The 14,453-nt window shown below is 58.5% G+C and carries 12 protein-coding genes; 1 reads left to right on the top strand and 11 read right to left on the bottom strand.

The window, feature by feature from the left end; translation table 11 throughout:
• Positions 1–63 precede the first annotated feature (63 nt).
• From fliD to HU751_RS25195, 4 genes are all read right to left on the bottom strand, one after another.
• Positions 64–1,467, bottom strand: a complete 1,404-nt coding sequence (gene fliD / locus HU751_RS25210; protein ID WP_186734752.1) for a flagellar filament capping protein FliD — start codon at positions 1,465–1,467, stop codon at positions 64–66.
• A gap of 78 nt (positions 1,468–1,545) precedes the next feature.
• Positions 1,546–1,923, bottom strand: coding sequence for a flagellar protein FlaG (locus tag HU751_RS25205; protein ID WP_139673317.1), 378 nt, complete (start codon positions 1,921–1,923; stop codon positions 1,546–1,548).
• A gap of 72 nt (positions 1,924–1,995) precedes the next feature.
• On the bottom strand, positions 1,996–2,856 hold the full coding sequence (locus HU751_RS25200) for a flagellin domain-containing protein (RefSeq protein WP_186734753.1): 861 nt from the start codon (positions 2,854–2,856) through the stop codon (positions 1,996–1,998).
• Positions 2,857–3,106: 250 nt separating this feature from the next.
• Positions 3,107–4,042, bottom strand: a complete 936-nt coding sequence (locus tag HU751_RS25195) for a ketoacyl-ACP synthase III (RefSeq protein ID WP_186734768.1) — start codon at positions 4,040–4,042, stop codon at positions 3,107–3,109.
• Positions 4,043–4,341: 299 nt separating this feature from the next.
• On the opposite strand from HU751_RS25195, the gene HU751_RS25190 reads away from it, so the two are divergent.
• The gene (locus tag HU751_RS25190) at positions 4,342–5,121 is read left to right on the top strand and encodes a class I SAM-dependent methyltransferase (protein ID WP_094012439.1); all 780 of its coding nucleotides are present in this window, start codon (positions 4,342–4,344) and stop codon (positions 5,119–5,121) included.
• A gap of 94 nt (positions 5,122–5,215) precedes the next feature.
• On the opposite strand, the gene HU751_RS25185 is transcribed toward HU751_RS25190, so the two are convergent.
• The 7 genes from HU751_RS25185 to HU751_RS25155 all read right to left on the bottom strand — a co-directional run bounded on the left by HU751_RS25185 (position 5,216) and on the right by HU751_RS25155 (position 14,277).
• A complete protein-coding gene (locus HU751_RS25185; protein WP_186734754.1) occupies positions 5,216–8,683 on the bottom strand; it encodes a glycosyltransferase in 3,468 nt (1,155 codons plus the stop codon).
• 88 nt (positions 8,684–8,771) lie between these two features.
• Positions 8,772–9,926: a dTDP-4-amino-4,6-dideoxygalactose transaminase gene (rffA, locus tag HU751_RS25180; RefSeq protein WP_217862554.1), complete on the bottom strand. Its 1,155-nt coding sequence runs from the start codon at positions 9,924–9,926 to the stop codon at positions 8,772–8,774.
• A gap of 24 nt (positions 9,927–9,950) precedes the next feature.
• Positions 9,951–11,330 carry an NAD(P)/FAD-dependent oxidoreductase gene (locus tag HU751_RS25175; protein ID WP_186734756.1) on the bottom strand — a complete coding sequence of 460 codons (1,380 nt, stop codon included), beginning with the start codon at positions 11,328–11,330 and terminating at the stop codon, positions 9,951–9,953.
• A gap of 10 nt (positions 11,331–11,340) precedes the next feature.
• Positions 11,341–12,108, bottom strand: a complete 768-nt coding sequence (locus tag HU751_RS25170; protein WP_186734757.1) for a hypothetical protein — start codon at positions 12,106–12,108, stop codon at positions 11,341–11,343.
• Between the two features lie 36 nt (positions 12,109–12,144).
• Positions 12,145–12,780: a class I SAM-dependent methyltransferase gene (locus HU751_RS25165; protein ID WP_186734758.1), complete on the bottom strand. Its 636-nt coding sequence runs from the start codon at positions 12,778–12,780 to the stop codon at positions 12,145–12,147.
• A complete protein-coding gene (locus tag HU751_RS25160) occupies positions 12,777–13,478 on the bottom strand; it encodes a WbqC family protein (RefSeq protein WP_186734759.1) in 702 nt (233 codons plus the stop codon). Before HU751_RS25160 ends, HU751_RS25165 begins: the two co-directional genes overlap by 4 nt.
• 373 nt (positions 13,479–13,851) lie before the next feature.
• Positions 13,852–14,277 (bottom strand): hypothetical protein, encoded by a 426-nt coding sequence (locus HU751_RS25155; RefSeq protein WP_186734760.1) that lies wholly within the window; start codon positions 14,275–14,277, stop codon positions 13,852–13,854.
• Positions 14,278–14,453 lie beyond the last annotated feature (176 nt).

Below are 14,453 nucleotides of genomic sequence, written 5' to 3'. Positions count from 1 at the left end.
CCGGAAAAGACAAAGCCCGGCACGCTTGCGAGGCGCCGCCGGGCTTTTGTCGTGCTCGATCGATCAGGACTTCTTGGCCTGGGCGTTGATCGCCTCGAAGATCGAGGTGATCTGCTCGCCCTGCTTCTTCATCTTGGCCAGGGCAGTATCAAGCGCGGAGAACTTCTTGGTCAACGATGCCGTCAGCAACTCGGTGCGACGATCCAGCGCCGCCTGCTGGTTTTCCAGATTCTTGGCCGCCTTGTCGAGGTTCGTCTTGCGGGAATCGAGCATGCCACCGGTCGAGTTGTATGGATCGATGGCCTTGTTCATCCGCTCGAACAGACCATTGGTACCCGTGAACAGCTCCTGGATCTCAGAACCCAGCTTCTTGTCGTTCAGTGCAGTGGTGAACTTGGTGCTGTTGAACTCCAAGGTGCCATCTTTCTGGGTATTGATACCCAACTGACTGAGCGTGGTCAGCTTGTCTCCTGCCCCCACTTCCGTCAGCACCTTGCGCACATCGCCCAGCAACGACCGGGTAGTCGGGTCATTGGTCAGCGGACCAAGGCTCTTGACGTTGCCGTTGGCATCCTTCTCAGGCGTGACCAGTGCAGTAACAGCCTTCTGCAGGGTGTTATAGGCATCGACGAACGACTGCACGGATTTCTTCAGGCCTTCGTTGTCCAGCGCAACAGTCGCCTTCGTGGGATTACCGCCCGTGGAGACACCGGTGAGCTCGAGCGTCAGGCCGCTGATGGCCTTGTCCACGGTATTGGTCGGACTGGTCAGTGTCAGGCCGTCAATGGAGAACTTCGCATCCTGGGCTATTGCACTGATGTAACCTGCACCACTACCCGAAATCGGCTGGGCGCCATCGATCACCAAATCCGAGATACCTTTTACGGAAATGTCGCTACCCGCACCGGTCGTGGTGGAGCCGAACACCAAGCGCGAACCACCCGCCTCGTTGATGATGTTGGCGGTGATGCCGTTGGCGCTCATTTCCTTGTTGATCTGGTCGCGCACGCTCTGCAGCGTGGCGCCGCTGGCTACGTTGATCTTGTAGTCCTTGCCGTTCTGGCTGATGGTCAGCTCACCGGCGCCGATCGCCGTGCTGGCACCACCCACAAACTGCTTGCTGGCAACCTTGGAGCTGGTAGCCAACTTGTCGACCTTGATATCGTAGGTCCCAGCGACCGCCGAGTTGCTCGACTTGATCTTGAACACTTTTTCGTCAGCGGAAGTGCCGGCGAAGGCATTGAAGGAAGGCGCGTTCTTGTCGTTCAGCTTCTTCATGGCGTCCTGGAACGCCGTCAAGGCGCTGCGCAGGGAACCGATACCGGAGATCATCGCGGAGTTGTTGCTCGTCTGCCGAGCAATCTGGTTGGCCTTGGCCGAGGTGTCGGCATTCACCAACACGCTGACGATGTTCTTGATATCGAGCCCGTAGCCCGCACCCGTGTTGGTAGTAATCGGGCTTGCCATGCTGTCGCTCCTCTCTTCGATGGGCCAGCCCCGCTCCTGCAAGACTGACTTGAATCACATATTTGCGCTCGCCGCCAATCAGACCTTGGCGTCGAACAGAATACTTTTGACATCGCTCAGGCTATGGGCGATCCGCAGGGCCTCTTCCGAGGGCAACTGACGAATCAACTCACCGGTTTCACTGGCGATGACCTTGACCACGATCTTACCGGACTCTTCGTCTGTGACGAACTCCAGATTGCGTCGTGTTTCCTTCAGGAACTTCTCGATCTCCGAGACAGCGCCTTTGACATCATTTGCAGCCTGCACCTTGTCGGCGCTCTGCACCTTGCCCGGATCCTGCTGCTTCTCGCCGTCACCGGAAGTGCCTGTCGACCGCGCAACCGGTTTTTCAGCAACCTGCTCGGCCGTGCGCGCAGCCGGGTAAGACAGGTTCAGCTTGACGCTCATGTCCATGTCCAGCACCTCACAATGAAAAGGCGGGGAAGCGCCTGGAGAGCACTCCCCCGCCATCAGCTATCAGGCAGATTAGCCCAGCAGCTTCAGGACTGCCGATGGCAGCTGGTTGGCCTGGGCCAGAACCGAGGTCGAAGCTTGCTGCAGGGTCTGCTGCTTGGTCAGCTGGGCAGTTTCAGCAGCGAAGTCGGTGTCCTGTACACGGCCACGGGCGGCTTCGGCGTTCTCGTTGATGTTCTGCAGGTTGTTGATGGTGCTGGTCAGACGGTTCTGCGAAGCACCCAGGTCGGCACGCGAGGTGTTGATTGCCTGCAGGGCGGAGTCGATAGCGCTGACAGCGGCGCTGAAGGTGGCCTGGGCGGAGGTGCTATCGGCACCAGTGATGCTCTTGCCGGCCAGGGCAGTCAGGGCTGCGCCAGCACCAGTGGTTTTCATCGCAGCGCTCAGGCTGATGGTGATCTGGTTGGCAGCACCAACGTTCGAACCAACCTGGAAGACCATCTGGCCACCAGTACCGTCCAGCAGGTTCTTGCCGTTCAGCTGGGTGGAGTCAGCGATACGGTCGATCTCTTGCAGCATCGACTGGAACTCTTTGTCCAGTGCGTCACGGTCTTGCGAGCTGTTCGAGTCGTTACGCGATTGCAGTGCCAGTTCGCGCATACGCTGCAGGATGTTGGTCTGCTCTTGCATCGCGCCTTCAGCGGTCTGGGCGATGGAGATACCGTCGTTGGCGTTTTTGATGGCCATGGTCTGACCACGGATCTGCGAGGTCATGCGGGTAGCGATCTGCAGGCCGGCGGCGTCGTCTTTGGCGCTGTTGATTTTCAGGCCGGAGGACAGACGGGTCATCGAAGTGCTCAGTGCGTCGGAAGCACGGTTCAGGTTCTTCTGAACGCCCAGAGAGGTGGTGTTAGTGTTTACAGTCAAAGCCATGACGAATTCCTCGTTGGATTGGGTACTACGGCTTCCGGCCTTGGCAATTCGCCGGGTAGGTGGCCTAGAGAACCTTCGTAATGTTTATCGTCGCCAGGGCAGTTTGCTTTAGGGCGATTTCCCTTTTTTTTTACTGGCATCCTGCCACCCCAATGAAATCAGGGGTTTGACGCCAAATTACCAACAGCCAAAAAACAAAAAAGCGCTGACCGATAACGGGCAGCGCCTCTTCTATATAGACACGCGGAGCTTAGCCATTGCGCTCGATGATTGCCGAGCCCCATGACAGACCGACGCCGAAACCACTGAGCGCGACACGCCTGCACTGCGAGCCGATCACATGCTTTTCCAATAGCAGCGGAATGCTCGAAGACACGGTATTGCCAGTCTCGACCATGTCCTTGACGAACTTCTCGCGCTGACGCCCCTCGTCGAAGCGCTGCGAAACCGCATCGACGATCGCCGCACTCCCCTGATGCAGGCAGTACAAGTCAATATCCTCAGCCTTCAACTGACTGGCCTCGAGCAACTGCTGCAGGTGCGCCGGCACCTTGACCAGGGCAAAATTATAGACCTGACGACCATTCATGAAGAACGTGCCTTCGGTGGTGCGCAAGTGCTCGGCACCCGCCCCATCACTGCCAAACAGCGACTTGCCCAGCTGCCAGGCAGCGCCCTCTCCCATCCAGGTGGCCGTTGCAGCATCGCCGAACAGCATGGTGGTGTTGCGGTCCTCAGGGTCGACAATCTTCGAATAGGGATCTGCGGTGATCAACAAGCCATTCTTCAGCCCCGCGGCATCCATGAAGCCCTTCATGGCATACAGGCCATAGACATAGCCGGAGCAGCCCAGCGAGATATCGAAGGCAGCGATGGCGGTAGACAAGCCCAGCTTGTTCTGGACGATCGCCGCGGTATGCGGCAGGCCTTCGGCATCGCCGTTCTGGGTAACGACGATCACCACATCGATGGACGCCGGATCTAGCGCCGGGTTGCCAGCAAACAGTGCCCGAGCGGCCTCGACGCACAGGTCGGAGGTTTCCTGGTCGACACCCTTGCGCGGCAGGAAGGTCGAACCGATCTTGCCGAAGATGAAATCCTGATCCTTGCCGAATTTCGCACCCTGGGCGTAATTGTCGACACCCTCTACAGGTACGTAACTGGCGATGCTTTTGATGCCAATCATTGTGGCTTCCCGATGGAAATGGCGAAAATTCGCGGGCTTCGCGACCAAGATCATGCACCCTGCCTACCGCATCGACGAGGCTGCCCGCTGACTCAATAGATTAAAGATGCACGTTTCGACTGCCAAGTCACGCAATGATGCATTTCTCCCACCTATACAGCCACATGGAAGGCACGCCAGCGGCACATATCTTGCGTTAGCTAACCCAGATCCAGAATGCCGGGGCGAGCCGAAGCGAATTGAACCTGTGCGGATTCGGCCTCTGCAAGCAAGACCACCCAACGATAAAGGACAGCGCAATGAAGGTCTGCCACACCCATCGGGAAAATCTGTACACGCTGCTGGGCGCACTTTTCCAAATAATGGAAAAGCGTCCGATCGTCGCCGAGCTTGGGGTTCTGCGCGGAGAAAACGCACTTAAAATCCACTCGGCGCTGTCGCCGGAAAAGATGGTTCTCATCGACAGCTGGAGCAAGGCGGCCAACGATGCGTACAGCCCTTTCGATCAACTGCCGCCCTGGGTCGCTCCCGTCGATACCTACGCCTATTACTACGGGGGCTCCCTTCACGACCAGCAGACCTGGGACAAACTGTACGAAGAATGCCGGGAACGCTTCACCCACCTGCCGGAAGTGACAATTATCCGTTCCGAGACCATCGGCGCCATCGAAAAAATCCGACAGGAAACCGACATCAGCAAGTTCGACCTGGTGTACATCGATGCCAACCACCAGTACGAATATATCCTGCGCGACCTGATGTACTACCAGGACCTGGTCGCCGAAGACGGCTTCATCATGCTCAATGACTGCTGCCACAGCCCGAATGGCACCAAACAGAACCTGGGCGTGCTCGAAGCACTGGGTAGCTTCATCAAACGCTCTGATTTCATCCCGGTCGCCATGACCAATACCGACTGGTCGGATGTAATCCTGGTCAGGAAGAACTCCATGCTCGTTCAACTGATGGATATGGCCCTGACCAACTCCGACGTCCCCTACGTCGAAATCCCCTACCAATTGATCACCGCAGCGCGTGTGGTTTACGGAAGCCAGCAGCACAATATCAGTTTCTGCTGACACCTCCCCGCATGGGTCACTCCAGCCCATGCGGGCCCATACAAACAACAAGGGCGCCACTCCTGGCGCCCTTGTTGTGAATTCACCGACTCGATCAACCCGCGAGCACGGCGCGCCGCCAGGCTTCCAGCCTCTGCCCCTCGAGCAGCCAATCACTGCGCACCATCGCCTGCTGGGCGCTGCCAAGGGCCGCAGATGCATCACGATCTTCAAGATGCAGACGTATCGCCCGAATCCAGTCGCAGGCCTGGTTGCTCACCCGGGACAATGGCAAGGTATCGCCACCGGCGAAGCCAGCTACCCGACTGCAGATTACCGACTGACCGCACGCCGCATGCTGGAGCACGCGTACATCACCGGAAAATGCGTTGACCTCAGACTCGGCCATCGGCACAAGGGCGATGTCCAGATCCAAGGCAGCCAGGTTGGCGCCAAGGGATTGCGCATCCACAGCATGATGATGCTCTTTGAGATAGGGCAACAAGCTGGCAGGACAATCCCCCAGCACAACCCAGTCGACCTCGCCCGCCAGCACCGGCACTACTTCGGCGAGCAGGTGCGCATCACGACACCCGAGCCATCCCACGCGGGGCTTCTCCCCTGCGCGCCGCCCCCCTTGCAAGCGTCCCCACGAAGCCGGCAGCACATTTTCGAGCACCTGGACATCGTCATGCCAACCCTGCAGCCTCTCGGCTGCGGCAGCCGTTGCAACCAGCACCCTGTCAGCCTGCATCACTGCGGGCCGGATACGCCGCTCCAGATCTTCGGCATGAAGCAACTGCGCACCGCCCAGGTCCTGCGGATAACGATCCAGATCGTAGACCTTGAACGCCTGCGAGAAAGCTCGCAGCCTACGCAAGGTCAATAACCCAGCCTCATCCAGCGCCCCCTGCAGGACAACACTTGAGGGATTGAAGCGTTCTATTTCCACGGCAGACAATGTCCCGGCGACCACTGCACCCTCCAGACGACCTGCCTCACGCAAGGACTCCATGGGTTCCAGCAGCCGCGAGGGTACTGCCTGCTCCTGATCGACCACAAAGGCCAGCACGCTTGGCACCACCCCCTGCAACGGTCGCCAACTCATTTCATAGCCCTGGACGGCGAACTCCTCACCGGTACTCAGCGAAAAGTTGACGTTGTACGCCGCATCATGCGCCAACTGCGGCAACCAGCGCGCATATAGCGCTTCCTCCTGCTCGGCACTGGCCGGCGCAGGCGGCGGAGCATCCAGCAATACCCTGGCGTGAGGCGTCCAGACATTCAGATAACCCGCCTGAGCCAACCGCAGGCACAGGTCCACAGCCGCCCAGCGGGAATACAACGGATCGGTATCGAAGCCACCAAGCTCGACAAACAGCGAGCGGCGTACCATGAGACACTCACCACCGACAGCCGAACAATCCTGCTCCAGCCCAAGGCGCCCCATGTAACCCGGATCCTGCACCGACCGCCCCTCGAAGGCACGCCCAACCCCGCCCCCCAACCCCAGCACCAGGGCTGCCTGATGGATAGCACCATCGCGGGACAACAGCTTGCAACCAACCGCCCCCACCTCAGGACGCTGGGCATGATTGAGCAACGTGGGCAGCCAATCATCATCGAGCACCACGCTATCAGCATCCAGCCATAGCAGATAATCGCCACGAGCCTGCTCGGCTGCCGCATTGCACATGGCCGCGCGTGCATGGCCGGGCTCGAAGCGAAGGACCTTGAAGCGCCCCTCCCCCATTTGCCCGACCATCGCCAACCAGTCCAGCAGCACCTCATCGTCGCTGCCCGGCTCAACCAGCAATACTTCGTACCCGACATGAGTCGTCTGCGCCAGCAAGCCCTCCAGACAACGCTGGAAGTTCACCAACTGCCCTTCAAGGAAAATGATGATGCTGACCGAGGCCGACTGTTGATGCGCGTACTCGATTCGATAGCGACCAGGAGCAGTGGTCAATGGCAACGCCCGAGCGCCGAGATATCCTCGCCCCTGCAGGTGCGCCTCAATGACCGCGCAGACGTCTTCACACGGCTGTAGCAGCAACGCATTGCCAATCAGCAACGGCTCACTGACATGACCAACGCATCCCAACCCGTGCTCACTGATCAAACGCAACTGATAATCCAGCTCGAGCGCACGACCAGCAGCCTCGCTGAAACCACCTAGCTGACGCCAGGCATCGCATCGGTACAGCCAATGTCGCGACAGGCTCTCCGGGAAAGCCAGCAACATATCCAGATTCAGATCAGGGCGTAAGGCGGTCTCGACTACGCCCTGCGCCTGACACAAGGCTTCGTCAGCGTAGACAGCCAGGCAGTCCGACGAGACCCGAACCAACTCGAGCGCCGTCACCAGCAAACCACTGGCGGTAAACTCGGTGCCTGCATCGACCAGCATGAACCATTCATCGGAGCTCCCATTCAGGCAGGCATCAATGGCCGTGGCCGACCCCGCCCGGGAACCCTCCCTATCCAACACACAGGTCCGCACCTCCCGATACAGGCCGCGAGCCAGGCTATCCAAGGTAACCGCCAGCGCTGCATCGTCTCCATGGTCCTTTACCAGCACGACAAAGCGCACAGCGGCAGCCCTGGCCAGATGCTCATCAATCACCTGCATCTGCCGCGGCCGGGGATAACGTTGACGCAGCCAGCCACGCCCTCCCAACCTATCACCCACGGCTTCACGACGGGCGGCAGCCTGCGTCTTGGCGATGAACACTTCAAGCTGAGTCCAGAACGGTGCCGTTCGCTCGACATAACGCTGCAAAGCGCCATCCAGGCCGCCACGGGCATGTGCCAACGCATCTTCGCGATCCAGCATGGCGAAGCCGGCACTGCCGACAAAGCTGGCATCAAGGAAGGCCTGGTCGATGCCGTGTCCAGGTATGAAAATGACCGGGCACCCGCAAAGCACCGCGATTACGCAGGTCATCGACCATTCATGGGTATACATCACCTCCGCCCGGCGAAGCAGCTGCGCCAGCTCCGACAACGTCAGAGCGTTCGCCATGCTCAGTAGGCGGATATCCTCTGGCAGTATCGAATAGTCAATGGCATCGAGCGGATGGCGATTCTGATACAGATACCGGCCTTCACGCCGATCAACTGGCTCTCCGGCACAGAACAGGTCCACATCGATGGTAGGCAGGCACAACAGGTCACCCTCCGGACGACCATGGTCTTGCGCGATCAGCTTGCCTGAGTAGAAACACAGGTCACTGGGAGCCGCCTCCATTCCTCGCCCACTGATGAAACCTTCGAAGTTCAACAGAAAGCGTGCCACGACCGAACAATGGAAGGGATTGCCCACCGTGACCTCGGGGTAGACCGCGATTGGCACCCGCCCAGCAAGCCTGTGACGCTCGCTGGCCTCATCATCGAGCAACGGCGTCTTAAGCTCGGGGTTCACCACTTTGCCGCCCAGGATGTAGGCCTCTCGCCCGTTGAGGTTGAGCAGGTGACAGAGGTAGTGAAGCGAGGCAATCCCCGATGAGGTTTCCCGGTAGTCCGGCGCCATGATGTAGTACGGGTGCTCCGGCCGGGCATACATCAACCGAAGACGCTTCATGGCCTGCTCAAGGCCCGCGCCCACCTGCACGGAATTCGACATGGGAAAAACTCCAGAAATCAGCTGAACAATCGCCGAACCAAGGCCGTTACGCCTTCTGCGTACCTGCGAAGAATTGGAAGATCGCCTCGCACACCTCAGTGACCTGCTCGATGGTCATGTCGGAATAGAGCGGCAGGCGCAGCAGGCTTGCAGAAACTTCCTGAGTGACAGGCAACTGACCGACACTGCGCGCGTAGCGCAGGCCTGCCGGGGAATCATGCAAGGGCACGTAGTGGAACACAGCATGGATACCCCGCTCGCGAAGAAACGCGATCAACTCTCCACGCGCCTCGTTGCTGCGCATCAATACATAGAAGATATGTGCGTTGGCCGGCTTGCCACCCGGCGCGCAAGGCAAGGTCAAGCAACCGTCCGCTTCAAGAGGCTTTAGTTGGCGGTAATAGGACTCGTACAAAGCGCGACGATGTATATTGATGCTCTCTCCCTGCTCTAGTTGGGCATAGAGGAAAGCAGCCGTCAGCTCGCTGGGAAGAAAAGACGACCCCACATCCACCCAGGTGTACTTGCTCACCTCGCCTCGGGAAAAGGCTTTGCGATTGGTACCTTTCTGCCAGATGATTTCAGCCCGCTCAATCAACTTGGGATCGTTGATGAGTAGCGCCCCTCCTTCACCGCTGATCACATTCTTCGTTTCATGAAAACTCAGGCATCCCAGATGCCCAAAGGTCCCCAGTGCACGATCCTTTTCCCGGGCGAGGATCGCCTGGGCGGCATCTTCAATGAGAATCAGACCGTGCTTGTCGCACAGGTGCAGCAAGGCAGCCATATCGCAAGGCTGCCCCGCATAATGCACCGCGACAATCGCCTTGGTCTTCTCGGTGATGGCGGCCTCGATAAGGCGCTCGTCCAGGTTGAGGGTATCCTCGCGCACATCCACGAAAACCGGCACCGCGCCGCGAAGAACGAAAGCGTTGGCAGTGGACACGAAAGTGAACGACGGCATGATGACTTCATCTCCCGGCCCGATATCCGCCAGGATCGCCGCCATCTCGAGGGCCGCCGTGCACGAATGCGTCAGCAGCGCCCTGGGACACCCCAGGTTGACCTCGAGCCATTCCTGGCATAAGCGCGTGAACTGCCCATCGCCGGCTATACCACCATTCATCACCGCCTGGGCGATATAGAACAGCTCTTTGCCAACCACATATGGCTTATTGAAAGGAATGATCTGCTTGTTCACGTTCATGTCTCCGGTATTCACGCTTCAGGCAAAGTCCGACAGGGAAAGGTAGCCACCCAGCAGGGCATCCAGGAAGTCGACCTGAACTGTTCGCTCGAGCTCATGCTTGTCGAAGAAGGCGCGCGCCCGCTGGTAGTAATACTGCTCCAGCGCCTGATCGGCGTCGGTATGCCCCGCATCCAAGCCGTGCTGCGACAGTGCCGAGCACTTGACTGCCGCGTACTTGCGACAGCATGCCTCCACCGACTGGTCGAGCCATGCGCTACGCTGCGGCCGGGTGAATTCGAAGTAGCTGCCGGCCTGCGAGGAAATCGACTTGTCCAGCAGCAAGGCCGCCAGGTTGTCGGCCAACCATGGCGCAAAATGGTAACCATCACGGCGAGTGCCGGAAGCAATGAAGGTGTTGTCGTTAAGCTGGCCGATGACCGGGTAGCCATCGAGACTCAGCGGACGATAGCCAAAGTTGTAACGAATGAAACCACTGGTACGGTGCAGATGGTTGACCTGGTTGATCGCACCGTTTATCAGCGCGGCCACCGACTCTGCGCGAGGGAAGTGCTCGTCGGCGGTGGTCACCAGATTGGTGGCACCGACGACGAACTGATCACCCTGGTAGGGCGCGTGGTAGATTCCGCAAGCACCGCCACGATTTGGCGTGCGCAGGACATAGCGCCCCTGTATTCCCGGGTTCTTCAACACCACCGTGGCGCCGACGCCATTGATCACCCGAATGCAGCCTCCCTCCTCCCAGAGGCGCGTGGCCATGCTGCCGTTGGCCAACACAATCCGCTCGGCGCTAAGCACGCGCCCGTCTTCGAGGGTTACGCCACGGGTACGACCGCTGACCTTGTCGAGCGACTTCACCACGCCATCGACAAAGCGCACACCACGCCTTTCCAGCGTGGCCTGCAGCGCATGGATCACACCATCCGGATTGAGCACGCCCTCGCGCGGCAGGAACAAAGCCTGGCGCGTACGATAGCTCTCACCCGGCACATAGGCGGGTTCCAGCTGCGGATCGACGCGCTCATAAGGCTCGTCGAACTCGTCAAGATAACCGGCGATGGCATCGAATGCGGCATCCTCGAAACGGTTGGATGCGTTGTTGTTTATCAGCACGGTGCCCAGACGGTAGTGTTCAGCAGGAATATCGAATTCTTTTACGAAATCTCCCCACAGACGAGCAGATGCCTGGCTTAACTCGAACTTCAGACGATCACGCGGCTGATCGAGTGCGCCAGGCTCGAGCTCGGCGAAAGAGTTGAGCATTGCCGCAGCCGCCATGGAGGCGCTGTAAGGGCGTGCTGCCGGGCCCACAACCTGAATGCACTCGCCCGGAACACTACGCGACAAACCTGCGGCGATAGCCAGGGCTACCATGCCATTACCAACAATCAGAAACATGGTGACCCCCTTACAGAAGCTTGACGATGCACAGCGACGGATAGGTTTCCGATCGCTTGATCTCGTGGCGCACTTTCCCCAGTACTTCGGCTACATAGGCATAGCCTTCACCCGGCAGGAAATCGCGCTGCAACTGGAAGAACACCAGCAGCGAGCCCGGCAGGCAACGCGGCAGGATCTGCTCGAGGGCAAAGCGTGTCGGCCCTTCAAGGTTCATATCGAAGAAGGCCAGCGCCACCAGCAAGTTCCGCTGTTCTTCGATGAACTGCGGAAGGGTATCCTTGATATCACCCTCTACGACCTGATGACCGCCTGGTACCTGCGGCAGTGCGTTGATGCCTTCATGCAGGCTCAGCAAGTGACGCAGATAGTCGGCGTACCCGTTGCCGGTGGCATAGCAGCCATCCTGGAAATTGACGTTGGCGACCTTGCCGTCGCCGGCATGGGATTGGTAACCCGCAAAAGTGTCGAACGCGGCAATACGTCGCTGCTTGTTGAAGGGCTCGAAGATGGCGCGCAGGTTTTCGCAGAGTACGGCGTTCTGCCCACGCCAGGTGCCAAAGTCGAGCACCGAGCCAGGCAAGCGAACGATGTCCCGGTACAGATCGGAAATTGCCAGCATTCGCGCCAAGGACGCAGAACGAATGAACAAACCAAGATTTCGCTCTTTCTCAGCATCATCAAGAGGTGCGTTCGCGAACGCCTGCCAAAGCTGCTCGCGCGCGTCGAGCTGGCTATCGTTGGATTGGGTGACAGAAGTGGAACCGCTTTTGAGCATGATGTTCTCCAGGCAAAGAGGGATAAGGGCGGCGCGTCAGGAAGACTTGCGCACAAGCAAGGTGAACTCGTACAAGCCGTAGTCATGCAAGAGTGCCACCTCTCTGGAGTAGGTTCTTTTGCACAGATCAAAATAGAAACAAGGATCCCCGTAATACAGGTAATCACGCATGAAGGGCGGGTCCGAGTACGAGGTAAGGCAATTGAAGGCAAAGCCTTTGCGGCTGCAGGCATCCATCGCACGCAATACGTCGGCGATGTACCTTTCCCACGCGTCGCGAGCGGTGTTCTGACAAACGTTGAATATGCCACTGGCCACTGCATAGTCCGCCTGTCGCGACGCACTTTCGGCCACTTCGAAGCGCACTGCGTCATCAGCCGGATGCTGCTGCCTGGCTGCGGCAATCATCTGCTCGGACAGGTCATAACCGTGATAATCCACAGCCATTCCCTGCTCACGCATCCAGGTCAGCAACGCGCCGTAGCCACACCCGACATCGATAAGACTGAAGCCCGCACGCTGCTCTTCGACAGGCACCAGCTTAAGCAACTGGGCAAAACGCTGTTGCTGGGAAGCGCTGCCATTCCAGTCGACCCCTTCTGGAGTTGCGCCATGCGCACGAATACGCGACGAATAGTAATCCGCCACACCCTGCAAGATATCTGTGCTCATGGATGACGCTCCAGAAAGGTGGATGCTTCACTACCGGTATTGAACAGCAGGTCGAGGACACTGACCGCGTGCTCAAACCCACCGAACAACTGCGGATACTCCGGATAGCCGGCATAGCTCATGTACGAGACCTCAAGGCCGCCTGCGGCGAACGCAGCCTCGTCCAGATAGCTGCTGGCTGCCGGTCCCGATAGGTACTCGGTCGCTCCAAGGGCCTGGCAAAGATGTATCAACCGCTCGTTCTTGCCTTCACTGCCACGCCCCAGCTCCTCGGAGCGATACAGCGGCGTATCGATACCGAGCAGAGTGCAAAGGCCGGTGATGAAAAGCTGGTTGATGGAGGACAGACGAGTGACCTCGGAGGCTTGCTCGTAAAGCGTGCGAACTGGGAGCTCCATCTGATCGAAGCAGGCGGCTCGCCGATAGTTCATCTCGATAGTCTTCCAATGCTTGGCCGCCCAATCCGCCTCGCTGACCTCGACTTCGTTGATCAGTTGCTCGTATCGACCGCGGTTCTTTACCGGAACACTGAGCCAGTGCTCACCTTGGGCGGTCTTGATCTTATTGCGATTACGCCAGTCGCGACGCGTATACTGGACATCGTCATACAGAACGAACGCATCGACACTGCGAATCAGGTCGAAGTACCCCTTCCACGGGATGTAGTTCGATTGCACCACCGCCACTTTCTTTTGCATCCCGAACCTCATAGGCACAGCACAGGCACTGCATTCAGCCTGTCAATAAATCGCCGCCAGGCAAGAAAAAGCCGGGCTTGTAGCCCGGCTTTTGCAAATCCCGCGCCAGCTCGTGCCCCGCTGGAAGCAGGGAGCACCTTGCTCCCTTGATGACGCTCATGGAGACAGTCGCGGAATGGATTTCGACAGGGGCCGCAGCCCTCCCGGCCTTACCCGACAGCTATCAAAGCGGTTTCGGACGGATAGCGAAACCCCCGCCGGCCAGCCCCGGGATGCCAGGCATGACCAGACGCACCCAATGCGCCAAGCACTGAAACCCGCGATACTGGTTGGCGCGCTTTCTTGATAGCACCTGGCCTTTACGGATTTCGATTTACAGTTTTGGCGGCGGGCAGTCAGCCTGCTGATAAATCAGCGCATAGGTGTAATGCCTGTCAAAACTGTACGGTGTCGCCCCCGGTGCCGACCACTCGGCATACTTCCCCGACATGCTGGTTGGCGTCGACATCTCACCGATACCAATAGTCGCGACATTGCCGTAATGGGCGAGCGGCACATTGCCATACCACTGGATTTCACTGCCGTTGGCAAACCATGCACCATTCCATTTGGCTTCAGTAGTGGAATACCAGGTCTTGTCGGGCTTGAAACAGACCATTTGAATAGTGGCAACAGCACCGCTGGACACATGATATGTGGTCAGCTTCCAGTATCCCAATGGAGCTTCGCCTGCCTGCACGGTGAGGGCCGCACCAAAAGCAATGGCCAAGATCGAAATCCGGCTCAACATTTTTTTCATCGTTTAATTTCCTTGAGTTTTCTGCGCGAGCTCCGTGCCAATCACAGATGATTGATCGCGCCCCGGCACCCGTAGGTGCCAACCAGGAAATTCTATGCATTTACGCATTCAAAAACAATGCATTTATGCAATTTTAATTCAGCGCACTATTTCTTGGGTATGCACAGCCCCCCCCC

Origin of the sequence: Pseudomonas peradeniyensis (genome assembly GCF_014268935.2) — a bacterium.
GTDB classification, from domain to species: domain Bacteria; phylum Pseudomonadota; class Gammaproteobacteria; order Pseudomonadales; family Pseudomonadaceae; genus Aquipseudomonas; species Aquipseudomonas peradeniyensis.
This window is presented reverse-complemented; position numbering and strand designations above follow the sequence as displayed.